This window comes from Pectinatus frisingensis (assembly GCF_015732285.1).
In the GTDB taxonomy this organism is placed as follows: Bacteria; Bacillota; Negativicutes; order Selenomonadales; family Selenomonadaceae; genus Pectinatus; species Pectinatus frisingensis.
Genome location: NZ_WIQU01000065.1, coordinates 243,717 through 257,524, shown reverse-complemented (window position 1 = coordinate 257,524; position 13,808 = coordinate 243,717). Strand labels below are relative to the sequence as shown.

Sequence of the window (13,808 nt, the reverse complement as noted above, 5' to 3'; positions counted from 1 at the left end):
TGCGCTTTTCTTGACTATTTCATATTCTAAGATAATGACAGCTAAGACCATAGGTACTAAAAGTGTCATCTTAGGTAACATACCATATGAAACAAGCACCTTTAAGGTTCCTGTTCATGCTTTAAATACACAATGTACTATTTCAATATTGTCTGATGCACCTTTGCCATTGGCTTTAGTTGGTCTTATATGGAGAGGTGTCTTTATTCAAAAGACGAGAGGAGTGTGATAATTAATGGGAACAACGTTGGCAATAGCTTCAGCTCTCAGTCAGACCTTATCAAACAATAAGGCTCTAGAAGCTCAGAGTGCAGCTAATCAAAAGACATATCATAACATTATGTTGTCTCGTAATTATTCATTTCAGAATCTAGAGCAGGAACGTCAAGATGCCTTTGAGTCCACTATAGATGCCTTGACACAGACAAAGTTACAAGGCAACAGACAGGAGTCATCCGTTAGAGCTGCTGTCAATGAAGGTATCGTGGGTGGGGGTAGAACAGCTAATCTTATAACAAGGGCAACTCAGGCAGACACAAACAGGGCAACAGACTCTATTAAAACCAACTATCAGAAGCAATCTAATGAGATTGACCTCAATAAAGAAGCTGTCTTGCTCAACTCTAAGCAGCAGGTCAGCAGCATAAAGAACGTTGAGAAACCTTCTATATTCTCTACGCTTATGAACATAGGTGCTAATTATTTGGGTGCTAAACAATCTTTAGAATCCATAGGTGCCATAAAGAGTTCCGCAGGTCTTACAGGTGGCGGAACCTTAGGAAATAGAACTACTTCAGGTGCTTCTTCCTATGCTATGTCTAGCGTTGACTATGATGACTTATTTGGTGGTACTTTAGACTACTCAAATAAATTTAAGTTAAGCTTCGTGAATCCATACCAGTTTACTAATAGTTATACTTTTAGCAATAATAGTATCTTTGGTAATAAGTCTTATGGATTCTCAGGTTACTTTTAAATAATAAGAAAGGTGGTATTAAATGCCAACAGATATTTCTAATGCCGTTGGTACTGCTAGGCAATTTACACCTAGACCAGAGGAATCCTATCAGGGGCATTATCAGAGTGTCAATGCTTCGTCTGTAGCTGCTGATGCAACTAACAGTTGGGATGACCTTTCAACCAATTTATCTAAACTCAATGAAGCATTTCAGGGATATGCTGTGTCTCATGAAAAGTATCTCAGTGCCACAGGGCATGATGCAGCAGAACGAATGATTAATAGTGAATCTGAAGATGACATCAAAAGACTCAATACTATAGATGCTGCTCAACTCTATGGCTATGCTGATTCAGCTTCTAATCCTTACTTTAAGGCTTATGCAGATAAGCTTAGAGGTGGCTTTTTGTCCACTATGATGAAAAATGAGTATGACTCACAGTATGCTAATACACCAGCTCGGAGTATGGATGAGGAAGCTCAAAGATTCTCTAAGTTCTCTCAGGACTGGAAAGAGCAGAACTGTAGTGGTGACAAGGCACCTTTAAATCAAACTGCTTTTGACTCAGGCTACAATGAGAATAATCTTATTAACCTGAATAACTTGGCTACAACATGGACTAAGACTAAAAATCAGAATGATATTGTCACTACTATGGCAAGTGCCCAAAGCCAACTAGGGAAGCTAATAGAGAACTCTCCAACACTCTTAAAGACCAATGGTGCTATGACTTCAGGTGTGCAGACTGTCTTTAATAACCTTAAGCTCATGGGTTTACCTGCTTCATATCGTGAAAAGCTTTTAGATGACTTTAGTACACAATTAGTGCAATCAGGGCACATAGATGCTACACGCTTGGAACAGATGATGAACAATATTGATGTCACAACTAACATTGATGGGTCTCAGCAGAAAGCTTCAGACCTTTTAGATATGCAGACTTACAAGACATATGCAGCTCAATACAATAAACAGTTTGTGACTAAGCAGCGTTCTGACTTTATACAACAATGTATTAATAAGAAAGATAGACAGGCAGGGTTTAATCTTGTGTCTAACGCAAGGGAGAATGACCCTGATAATGCTGAAGCTGCTGAAATGGATAACAGGCAAATTCAGAATGGTATAGACAATAAGATTAAAGAAGAAAAGGCTATAGCTGCCCAAAAGTTCAAAGCAGGTCTTAGAGCTTATAAAACAGCTAGTGTCAATGCTCAGAAGTCTAATACCTTCAATGGGATGCTTTTGGCTTATATGAATGGCTCAGATACGTATAATGGGATGCCTATAAGTTCCTTTAGCTTTAAACCAGAAGAAATGTATCCTAAGATGATGGAAACATTGAACTATTATATACAAGGTGACAATGGAGACGAAAAGATGAACTACATAGAACGTCTTATGCGTTTACCACAAGCCAGTGCTTTGAGACAAACTATTACACAGAACATAGTAGACAGTATGGACAGTATTGTTCCTACGTCTGATGGCTCTCCTGTATGCTCAGACACTATGAAAAGTACATTACAGTTTTATGCCAACAATCCTAATAGCTGCGAACACTTATTTGGTTCAGAGGTAGCTAATAGAGCAAGGATGCTAAAGACCTTAACTGACATGAATGGTGGAGACTTTGACGCTGGCTTACAACAGTTTGCAACATATAACTCAACTGATGCAGATGCTAGGGCTGGCTATAGGGCACAAGTAAATGACCTTATAACTTCTAGTAACTATACGGCTGATGGAGTTCCACGTTTAGGTGGTGGAAGTACAGCTTCAATTAATGTCTATGCTAATCCTGATATGCAGAATGAGGTAGCAGATTTAGCTACAGTTCTTTGTTGTCAGGGGCAAAGTCCTTATCAGGCTTTGAACTCAGCAGGAACTATTGTTCAGAATAGTTACTATACTTATCACAATGGTGCCTTTCCTAAAGGTGTCCTGAATGACATAGGTACACCAGATGATGAAGGATACTTTCAGGATGCTCTGGATGACGCTATGGCTTCTACTAATCCTGATGGTAATGCTTCTAATGTCAACATAAGGTACGATAGGGATTCTCAGACGTTTTACTTTGATGACCCTTATTCTGGCAATAGCAGCTATAAGTCACTAGCATATATTCGTCAAGCAGCTAAGGAATGGTATGACAGAGCTACTGCGTGGGCTGAAGCTAATCCACAAGATGCTGAAGATTATCAAACAACAGCAGATGATATTAACAATCAAAGGCAAGATAGTTCTGATGAGGATAATCAGTATACTGCTAGTACAGGTTTACATTCATTTCTTTAAAAGAAGGAGGAATTATAAATAGACGAACAAGAAACATTAGAACGTTTCCAACACGCTATACAAGGACAAGAATCTTCAGGTGGTGACTATTCCGCTTATAATCCTGAAAGTGGTGCTGGTGGTGCATATCAATTCCTACCTTCTACTTGGAAGTATTTTGCTCATAATTATGGCTTTACCGATTATGAAGATATGGCACCAAATGAAGTACCACCTGAAGTACAGGATTCTGTCTTTATGCAGTATGCAGACCACTTATACCAAAAATATAATGGCAATATAGACTATATGGCTGATGCTCATTATGCAGGTGAAACAGCAGCAGATGAACATTATGCTAATGGTACTTTACCTACTAATGATGAAGGTGAATATCCTTCACAATCTCAGTATGCCAGTAATATAAGTAATGCTGTCAATGGTGATGACAGTTCAAATACAACTATAAATTATGATAATGTTCATCCTAATACTACAGACCAAAGTGTAACTGACATGGATGATTTAAGACCTGAAAGTGTCTATGGTACTAATATGTTAGGTCAATGGATGATGAATAACTTTGGTACACCTTTGGAAGTCACAGGGGCAGCAGAGAAAGGCTATCATGCTCAAAGTGCTAATGGTCATGGACATGAGGATGGCTGGAAACTTGATGTCTCTGGTGAAGGTCTCATGCCAGATTCTGAAGCTGGTGACGCTTTCAAACAATATTGTAATGATAATGGCTGGTCTTGTAATTGGGAACAGAATCATTGGGATATAGACTTCTCAGGTTCAGATAGCAGAGACCAGCAATCAGGCTTCACAGGAAACTTATTTAATTCAATGATGGCAGCATTTGGTGATGATGCTACAAACCATATGTACTCTGGACAGCATGATGTTCAGACCATAGATTATCATACTGATGACTATAAATCTTCTCCCTCATTCTGGTCAGCACTTGCTTCAAACTTCATGGATAGTGCAACAACCACAGGCTTTGCAGATGCAGCTCAATCTCTTTGGGGTAACTTATTCCATTCTACTAATCACTTTGGTGCTGTATCAAACATTACAGCAGATGACGTTAAGTATGTCAAAGAAGCTCTTGCAGGAGATTCAGACACTCAAAAGTTCTGTCTCCTCAATGGTAGAGACTCTGAAGAAGTTCGCTGGCTTGTTAATCAAAAGCTGGTAGACAAAAGAAGGCAAGCTGAGGTTGCTTCATGGAGAGCAGGAAACCAAAATACACTTACAAGATTCGCTGTGAGTGCTGCTGGTGCTGCGGGGTATTTAGCTGACCCAATTAACTTACTTCCTGTAGGGGAAGCATATAAAGGTCTAACAATGATAGGCAGGATAGGAGAAGCACTCTACGATACCTCTAAGGCTGCCAGAATTGCTTCTGTGGCTGCAAGAACAGGAATAGATGCTGCTATAGCCACAACAGTAGATAATGGCTTAAAAGAGAAATTTGGCGGTGAACATCCTGAATATGGATGGAGTGCAGCTCAGGCTTTCTTAGGTGGTGCTGTCTTAGGGTCTGTAGGTGGTCTTTTTGGTGCCCTCAAAGGTGGCAGCAAGTATGCTGAGGATGTTGCTAAAGTTGCTGATACAACTGAGACAAAAGGTATGATGTCAGCGGTAGACCTAGACACCTCTAAGGTCTCTAGTGAAACCATAGGTGCAGCTCAAAAGATTCATGATGCTGACTTTGGTAAAACTGTAGACTCACCATATTACAAGAAGCTAGAAGCTAACAATCGTGTCATTGCAGCTTCCTATGAGGATGCTAGGAAACTTGTGTCTCAGGCTGCTGGCATAGAGTTGCCTAAAGCAACTAAAGCGTTCTATGTGCCAAATGAAGATTACACTATGCTCATTAAGGATAACATTAAGTCAACTGAAGTTGACAATGTGTTAGCTCATGAATTTGGAGTTCACGCAGGATTGCAGAAGGTCATAGGGGATGAAGCTTATACTAAGCTCATGGATGACATAGGAGTTAAGTCTAATAAAGATGGTACTGTATGGAATCAAGCTCGGAGAAAGTCAGGCAGCTATGACCCTGAAGAAACCTTAGCGTATGCTGTAGAAAATGATATGTTACCTAAAGGCTTCACTAATAAAGTCAGCTCTCTGGTGAACAAAGGTTTTAAAAGTGAAGGTATTAGTGCTAAGGTTACACCAGACAAAATAAAGGATATGTTGTCTTTACAGGCTGATGCTGCCAGAGAAGCTTCTTCAGGGATACATTATAATCCTGATGGAAGCACAGCTTTTGCTGGCATTAAGTATTCTAAAGATAACTTATTGAACGCTAATATGTTTGATGCTTTCTATAATTTAGAAAAGCCTGTAACTAAAGTGACACAAGGGGGATTACCTAAATGGTTCCCTAAGTTCTTAGGTAAAGCTATGGACATGGGTGCTTCTGGTACAGCTATTAATTCGGCTGCTAATGTTATTAGAGCTATTGCACCTTCTCTTTGGGATGATGCAAGGGGCAGAGGTTTAGGCTTCTGTAAGACAATATCAGCAGAAACAAATAAGGAACGCTTATCACACTTAATGTACACTCCATATATCAAGTATGTCAATGCAAGACAGAATTGGTGTCTTAACCACAAAAGTATGGGGCAAGCTGCACAGATGGCTTTTGATAAATTAGCTACACTTGCTTATAACGCTAAGTATGCTGGCAATAAAGCCAATATACCTACAGAGTTTGATAAGGAAGTTATGGAAGCTGTAAACCATATGAAGTCTTTACGTGACCTTCAGATTGAATTAGGGAAGCGTTCAGCTACAGATGTAGGTTCTAATGCAGATAATCTTATAGACAAAGATTGGGAACCGTTAGACCATGAATTGTGGAGACAAACAGATAATGATTTGCGGATGCAGTTCTTAGGTCACTTCAATACCTATGAGGAAGGCTTAAATGCCTTAACGGATTACTATAAGACTTTTGCTAAAACTGATGTTATCAAAGATAAGCTTCAACGTGTTAAAGAACAAGAGAACGCTAAGATACAAGAAGCTAACGATAAGATACCTGAAGGTAGCAAAAGGGAACCACAGGAACTTATAGACACCAAAGTGACTGACGAGGAAGTTAAGGCATGGCTGGATGAACACGCTCAGACCGCTGCTAACTATATGCTTAAAGGAAACATGGATTCAACTATTAAGCAGAATATAAATCAGTTAGGTGCTTTGTCATTCCTGAAAGAACGTATACCGCTTGATACTACTGGTGTCATGCAGATGGGTAGCAAAGATAATCCGTTTGAATTTTCTTTTGATAACAACTTAAGGGATTACAATATGGATTCTATAGTCCAAAAGAATATCTCTAGGTTCGCTGGGGAAGCTTCTATAAAGAATGTCTTTGGAACTGAAAAGGGTCTTAGAGACTTCTTAGAGCAAGCCAAAAAGGAACTGAAGATGGCTTCAGACAATGGCTCTATTAATAGAAGAACAGCAGACTCAAATTATAAAGCTGTAGAAAATGGCATATATGAACTGCGTGGTATGAAACCTAATGCTGATGTCATGGGTAAATTTGGTGCACTATGCCGTATCTTCCGTAATATCTCATATGCTAAGAATGGTGCTAACATGGGATTTGCTCAGTTGGGTGAACTAGGTGGTACTATGGCTTATGGTGGTGCAGCTCAATTAGCTCATGTCTTTGAACCTTTAGGTAAATTTGTAGATAAATGCAGATGGGGCAAGCTGAAGCAAGAGGAAGCAGATGACATAGAAAAGAATATCTTTGGGTCTACTATAGAAAGTCAAATTTTCAATATGAATTATGGAGACAGAGTTATTAGGGATGCTTTGACTCAGAATAATAGTTTAGTCAATAAGGCTTTAACTATGGCAGGTGATATGTCAGCAAACTTAGGCAAGCTAACTTCTTCCGTTAATATGTTACCTAAGATGACTGACGCTATGCTTAGGGGCATGAGAACTCAGTCTATAGTTGACTCTATGGATTGGGCATTTGGTAAGACATTCAGTAAGACCAGAAATCCTTTCTCAGCAGCTAAACTTAAGGCTTCTCATATTTCCTCTAAGGATGCTGAAGATATTAAAGCTGCCTTACAGAAATATGGAGACAATAGCAAAGACAATTTCAAATTGGACTACAATCAATGGCAGCAGGATGACCCACAAACATTTATGAAGTGGTATGGAATGATGCAGACACAGACTGAAAGAGGTATATTGTCTGGTTCCCGCTTGGGTAATAAAGCTATCTTTAAGGACGCTAATCCTCTCTTCCAAATGATGATGCAGTTTAAAGACTATAACTTAAGAGCTTGCAATGCTATGACATTAAGAGCTTTAACTGCTAAAGACCTAGATGATGGTATGGCTACAGCTTTGTCTATCATAACAAATACTGCTAGTTATGCAGCTAGAGCAGGTCTTATGTACAGTATGTATAAGGCTTCAGGCATGGATGATGAAGCTCAAAAATATTATGACAATATGTTTAGTGAAGCTAACTTGATGCGTGCTGCTGCTTTTAGGTCTACATTCATAGGTTCACCTTTAAGTATCCCTAATGACATAGGGGAAGCTATGCAATTACCTTATTTCAATGGTGGGTCTATTCGTACAACAGTTGATAGAAAAGGAACAACAGGAAAAGAAACTCCTGATAACGTTGGGGATGCTATAGGAAACTTTGTGTCTCAGGCACCAGCCTTAAAGGAAGCTGGGGCACCTTTAGATGCCTTAAGATACTTTTACAACGCTTCAAACAATGAAGCTAACAAAAGAGACTTCAGGAAAGCATTACAGGCACTTCCAGTTCCTAACCTTATGCCATTCAATGCTTATATCAATCATGTTGTAGACCAATCAGGGTATCCTGACAAAAGACCTAAACAGTAATGACAAGGAGTGTGATACAAAATTTTAGAAAGAAAAGCTACAGTGTTCTATACAGGTGATGGAAGCAAAACTTCCTTCACCTTTTCTTTTTCTTATTTACAGAAAAAGTTTATTAAGGTTCGCTTAAGAACCGCAGCAGGTATTAGCTCTGAGCTAACTTATGGTATTGACTATACCATCAATGAATATACTGTAACGTTCCTTACAGCACCAGCTTCAGGTGTCACTATATGTATCTATAGGCAGACTCCGACTGACTCAGAGGTTGAATGGGCAGACGGAAGTGTGCTTAGAGCTTATGATATGAATAAGCTCAATGTACAGCTTTTGCATATAGCTGAAGAAAATGCTGACAGTATTGTTGTCTATGGGATGTCTTATGATGACTCAGATAACTGCTGGGATGGACAAAGCAGGAAGCTGAAGAACTTAGCAAATCCTACTAATGAGAATGATGCAGTTAATTTAGCTTATCTAGATAGTGTTAGTGTTGCTCGTCAGGATGCTTTAGCAGTAATAGAAGCTAACGTCCATGCAGATAAGGAATATTCAGGTAATTCAGCAACTAACGCTAAGACATCTGAGACCAATGCAGCAGCTTCAGCAGCAGCGGCTTTAGCTAGTCAAAAGACAGCAGCTACTTCAGAAGCTAATGCTAAGACCTCAGAGACCAATGCTAAAACCTCTGAGACTAACGCTAAGACTTCAGAAACTAATGCCAAAACGTCAGAGACAAATGCTAAGACATCTGAAACTAATGCTGAACTAGCAGCAGCTATGGCTAATCCTAATGCTTGGCATTTAGTTAAAACATTATATACACTTGGTGCCATTACCAGAAGTCCTAAGATGCCTAGCTGGTCTATTTTGGAATGTACTCATGCAGGTACTTCAGCAGATACAGAACCTTCAGCTTTTGCTACAGTAACAACTATTGGAACCACTATCACTGATGGTGAAGTAACTTGGATAGTACGTCATGCCCTTTCAGGGAAACGCAAAAATGACATATGGTCTACCGCTGCTTCCTTTGATACTAATGGTTTTCTTATAGACCCTATACTTGGTACTTCCAATCTTTCAGTGCATATATGTGATGGTACTAATGGAACAATGGATTTACGAGATAGATTTATTGTAGGTGCAGGAAATACGTATGCTTCAGGTGCCACGGGCGGTGAAAAAACACATCAATTAACTGCTAACGAAATGCCAAGCCATGTGCATAGTGCATGGACTGATTCTCAAGGAAATCATAATCATAGCATAACGCTCAATGCACGCAGGGGCTCTAATGGTACCAGTTATGCTGGATGGGGGGCAGATGATACAGCAGGATGGAATGGCACTAACTGGGTAGATGCTGCGGGCGTGCATGGTCATAATGTAGGTATAGGCGCAACTGGTGGCGATGGAGCACATAATAACTTACCACCTTATTATGCTTTGGCATACGTCATGCAAATCTCTTAAGAAATGAGGTAATTACTATAATTCAAAAAATTTTTCAATTGCAAGATGCAACTATTTTATTGACAGATGGTATTAATACTTATGAGGACACACAAGCAAATTTCTGTTTAGATGCAGGAGTACAAGCAGAAGAAACAACTTCTATTATTTATAATCCTTCTCTGAACTTATTTGTGCAAGATGGTAATATGATTCAACCTTTTACTGAACAAAGTAAGTATGAGACATATATTACCAATGTTGAAAAGTATATTGAAGCTAAAGAAAAACGTTTAGGACTCGCAGACACCACAGTAACAGGTGGTGAAACAAATACTTAATCAATTATGGACTACAACAGAACTGAAGATTGGTGCTGCCTTTGGGTTCCTTTGGGCACTCTTTGACCTAGCTATAGGTGGCATTGACACACCTATAAAAGCCTTAGCTGTCCTGATGATACTTGATTTTATCACTGGGGTGACAGCAGGATACAAGACACATAGTTTGAGTTCCGTCAAAGGTTCCAGAGGTATCTTAAAGAAAATTGGTGTACTATTCTGTATTATCTTGGCATATGTCTTGGACTGTGCCTTAGCTATTCATATGTTCAGAGGTATGGTAATCTCAGGCTTTGCTATTATTGAAGTCTTAAGCATTGTCGAGAACATAGACCGCATGGGATATGGCTTTATTATCCCTGACTTTTTACGCTTCAAATTAATGCAGGTAGTGCAGGAAAAGCATATTTCTAAGGGGGATGAAGAAACTTGAAAGGTATTGATGTAAGCGAAAACAACGGAGACATAGACTGGCAAGCTGTAGCAGATGCAGGTATTGAGTTTGTCATGGTTAGGTATTCTTATGGCAAGCATGGACAGGACTCTAGGTTCTTAGAGTATGTCAATGGCGCACATGAAGTGGGTCTGAAGGTTGGTGCTTATCATTATGGCTACGGTCTGACACCAGAGGACGCTATAGAAGAAGCAGCAAACTGTAAGCAGACTATATCTGATGCAGGTGTCTTGTTGGAACTGCCTGTGTTTTATGACTTAGAGGATGCAGATGGATATAAAGCAGCTCATAATTGCGATATGAGCAGAGATAATCTTACGGGTATATGTCAGGCTTTCCTCAATAACTTAGGACTCTCAGGTGGCATTTATGCAAGCCTGAGCTGGCTTGAAAACTCAGTGGATTGGAAAAGTCTAGGTTGCCCTGTATGGAACGCTCAGTATAACTATGAGGATAACTTCAAAGGCTATATGTGGCAAAATACTGACAGCTTAGTTATTGCAGGTAAGAACTTTGATGGAGACATATTATATAATTAATTTGACGTCCATATTTGACTTCTAAGACAATGAAATACTCTAGGTATACTTTATTACCAAAGCAACTAAAATGTCTTAAAGGTATCATTATGTGCGTTTAACACGAAAGGAGACCACAAGTGAATATAGAGCAACTAAGAGCTTACTTCTTGAAATATTGGAAGTTAGCTCTTTTTGTTTTGCTCATTATTGTCATAGCTATTATGTCTTTTGAAATTAAACATCTTAAGACAAAATTAACTGACAATGAGCAAACAATAACTACTATGACGGAAGAACAGGCTACAAACGTTAATGCTTTGCAGAATGAGCTTAAGGTCAACAAGCAGAACGCTGAGACCCTTGCAGCATACATAGAGAAAATACAGGCTGGCACAATCAAGCCTGATGCTTCCTTTAAGGTAACTGCAAGCACACCAGAGCAAGCTGTAAAAGAAGTGGTGTCTCAGATTACAGCTAAAGACCCTACGCTTCCTGCTGCTGTCTATGAGAAAACCGATAAGACGGTTGTAGCAACTCAGACCAGCAACACAGCTAGTGACACTAGCACTGAATATCCTGTAGGTGTCTACAAGATTAACACCTATCGGAATTGGGAAATAGGTACTGGCATAGGGGAACACAACGGTGACTTCTACGTGCCTGTAAGTATCCAAAGGAATTACAGTAAGAATCATTCTATAGAAGCAGAAATTCACCTAGACAAAGATATAGTGAAAGGTCATGTGTCTGGTGGAGAGCTTAAGTGGAATATAGGCTTTTAAGTTTAAAAAGAGAAAGAAGGATGATAGAGAATGTCACAAGTTAAAATATCGCAGAAGCTTTTAGATGCTATTGCTCAGGGTGAAGTAGACACAATTCTTGAAGGTCTTAATGACCCTGAAATGAAAAATAATCCTGCTTTCTTAGCTAAGGTTCGCCAGTTTCTTAAAGACAATGATGTCATGACTACTACGGAAACTGAAGGTGTCAAAGAAATCGTTAGGGATGCTAAACAGATACCTGACCTCGTTAGTGAGGACTACGTACAATAATTAATGGTGAACTAGAGTGGTCTAAAGAATCCATAGAGAAAGCCAGAGAACACTTTTGGGCATTTGTCTATATCGTTTGGAAGTCTATTTCTTTACCTGACCCAACACCAATACAGATAGACATAGCTCAGTTCTTGGAACATCCACCTTCAGACAGGGTGATAATACAAGGCTTTCGAGGTGTGGCTAAGAGCTTCCTAACGTGCGCTTATGCCGTATGGAGACTATGGAAAGACCGTCAAATAAAAGTATTGATTATCTCAGCTTCCTCTGACAGAGCTGATGCTAACGCTAGGTTCATAAAGAGGATTATTCAAACTATACCTTTCTTAGCAGACATGAGGGCAACTAAAGACCAGCTAGACACTCAGAACCTATTTGATGTTGGTGGTGCTATTGCTGATATATCTCCGTCTGTTAAGTCTGTAGGCATCACAGGTCAGATAACTGGTACACGTGCTGACCTTCTAATATCAGATGACGTTGAGGTTCCTAAGAACTCAGGTACACAAATGCAGCGAGACAAATTAGCTGAAGCAGTTAAAGAGTATGATGCTATCCTGAAACCGAATGGACAGATTATCTACTTAGGTACACCTCAGAATGAAGCAAGCCTATATAATGTCTTGCAGAATCGTGGTTATGTGTCACGTATTTGGACGGTGCAGTATCCTGTGACTAAGCAGGAACGTGACAGCTACGGTGACACTTTAGCACCTTTCATAGCCAATAGGTACGATAAAGACCCTATGGCATGGGCAGGTAAACCTACAGACCCCTCAAGGTTTGATGACATAGAAATAGCGAAACGAAAGTTATCCTATGGTCGGGCAGGGTTCGCTCTACAGTTCCTTTTGAATACGAACCTGTCAGACTATGAGAAGTATCCGCTGAAGGTCTCAGACCTAATAGTGGAGGAATTAGACCTAAAGGAAACCTCGTTGAAATGGTCATGGGCATCAGGTACACTTCAGAGACTTCAGGACATTCCTTGTGTGGCTCTCAAAGGTGACATGTATTATGCGCCTTTGTCACGCTCAGAGGAAACTATGGAGTACACAGGTACGGTTATGGCTATTGACCCTTCTGGTCGAGGTAAGGATGAATCGTCTTATGCTATCATCAAATATCTCAACGGCTATCTTTTCCTTATGGACATAGGTGGCTTTATGGAAGGTTATAGTGACCTGACGTTGATGCAGATGGCTCAGAAAGCTAAATTTTGGGGAGTCAATGAGATTGTTGTTGAAGCTAACTTTGGTGACGGTATGTTCACTAAAGTGATGACTCCAGTGTTCCATAAGGTTCATCCATGCAACATTACGGAAGTCAAGAACACTAAGCAGAAAGAACTCCGCATCATTGACACTTTGGAACCAGTGCTTATAAGACATAAACTTATTGTCAACCGAAGCGTCATAGAGAATGACTATAAGGTTTATGAAAACAGACAGAACTATTCTTTCATCTATCAGATGACACGCATATGCAGAGACAAAAATGCCATAGCACATGATGACAGGCTGGATGCTGTCACTATGGCTGTGGCATATTGGTTGGAAAATATGGATGCTAATGCAGATGCAGCTATGGAAGAAGTAACCGCAGAGAAGCTAGAAGATTGGCTTAATGAAGGTGTGCTTCCGAATAGGGAAATTATGATTAGCTCAAAGTGCCTGAAGGATATTAGGTGCTTAAGGTAATAATACTAGTTGAGAATCATTCTAGGTGGAACACAATAACCGTACAGCTACGTGGAACACAATACAGAGAGAGAGAAGGAAAAAGTTATATAAGATACTAGAAGCTTGTTCAAGTTCGCTGATGATTGT

11 protein-coding genes are annotated in these 13,808 nt (G+C 39.7%); all 11 read left to right on the top strand.

The features are described from left to right. Positions 1 to 229, top strand: a 229-nt coding sequence (locus I6751_RS12920) for a phage nozzle protein (protein ID WP_196599121.1), incomplete at its 5' end; no start/stop codon positions are given. Between the two features lie 6 nt (positions 230 to 235). After that, a complete protein-coding gene (locus I6751_RS12915) occupies positions 236 to 976 on the top strand; it encodes a virion core protein, T7 gp14 family (protein ID WP_196599120.1) in 741 nt (246 codons plus the stop codon). Positions 977 to 998: 22 nt separating this feature from the next. Further along, positions 999 to 3,260, top strand: a complete 2,262-nt coding sequence (locus I6751_RS12910; protein WP_196599119.1) for a hypothetical protein — start codon at positions 999 to 1,001, stop codon at positions 3,258 to 3,260. Positions 3,261 to 3,452: 192 nt separating this feature from the next. Then, positions 3,453 to 8,156: a hypothetical protein gene (locus I6751_RS12905; protein WP_196599118.1), complete on the top strand. Its 4,704-nt coding sequence runs from the start codon at positions 3,453 to 3,455 to the stop codon at positions 8,154 to 8,156. A 42-nt stretch (positions 8,157 to 8,198) separates the two neighbouring features. After that, positions 8,199 to 9,629, top strand: coding sequence for a phage tail fiber domain-containing protein (locus I6751_RS12900; RefSeq protein WP_196599117.1), 1,431 nt, complete (start codon positions 8,199 to 8,201; stop codon positions 9,627 to 9,629). Positions 9,630 to 9,667: 38 nt separating this feature from the next. Continuing rightward, positions 9,668 to 9,949, top strand: coding sequence for a hypothetical protein (locus I6751_RS12895; RefSeq protein ID WP_196599116.1), 282 nt, complete (start codon positions 9,668 to 9,670; stop codon positions 9,947 to 9,949). After that, entirely contained in the window at positions 9,933 to 10,382 is a 450-nt protein-coding gene (locus I6751_RS12890; RefSeq protein ID WP_196599115.1) for a phage holin family protein, read from the top strand. The genes I6751_RS12895 and I6751_RS12890 overlap by 17 nt, the downstream gene beginning before the upstream one ends. After that, a complete protein-coding gene (locus I6751_RS12885) occupies positions 10,379 to 10,942 on the top strand; it encodes a GH25 family lysozyme (protein WP_196599114.1) in 564 nt (187 codons plus the stop codon). The genes I6751_RS12890 and I6751_RS12885 overlap by 4 nt, the downstream gene beginning before the upstream one ends. Positions 10,943 to 11,061: 119 nt before the next feature. Continuing rightward, positions 11,062 to 11,706 (top strand): hypothetical protein, encoded by a 645-nt coding sequence (locus tag I6751_RS12880; protein WP_196599113.1) that lies wholly within the window; start codon positions 11,062 to 11,064, stop codon positions 11,704 to 11,706. A gap of 30 nt (positions 11,707 to 11,736) precedes the next feature. Continuing rightward, positions 11,737 to 11,976, top strand: a complete 240-nt coding sequence (locus I6751_RS12875; protein ID WP_196599112.1) for a hypothetical protein — start codon at positions 11,737 to 11,739, stop codon at positions 11,974 to 11,976. Further along, the gene (gene terL / locus I6751_RS12870; RefSeq protein ID WP_196599122.1) at positions 11,973 to 13,679 is read left to right on the top strand and encodes a phage terminase large subunit; all 1,707 of its coding nucleotides are present in this window, start codon (positions 11,973 to 11,975) and stop codon (positions 13,677 to 13,679) included. The genes I6751_RS12875 and terL overlap by 4 nt, the downstream gene beginning before the upstream one ends. The last annotated feature ends 129 nt before the right edge of the window (positions 13,680 to 13,808 follow it).

What these genes read in the sequence shown, in the direction of transcription:
- I6751_RS12915 (WP_196599120.1), top strand. Translation starts at nt 236, where the DNA reads ATGGGAACAACGTTGGCAATAGCTTCAGCTCTCAGTCAGACCTTATCA.
- I6751_RS12910 (WP_196599119.1), top strand. Translation starts at nt 999, where the DNA reads ATGCCAACAGATATTTCTAATGCCGTTGGTACTGCTAGGCAATTTACA.
- I6751_RS12905 (WP_196599118.1), top strand. Translation starts at nt 3,453, where the DNA reads ATGGCACCAAATGAAGTACCACCTGAAGTACAGGATTCTGTCTTTATG.
- I6751_RS12875 (WP_196599112.1), top strand. Translation starts at nt 11,737, where the DNA reads ATGTCACAAGTTAAAATATCGCAGAAGCTTTTAGATGCTATTGCTCAG.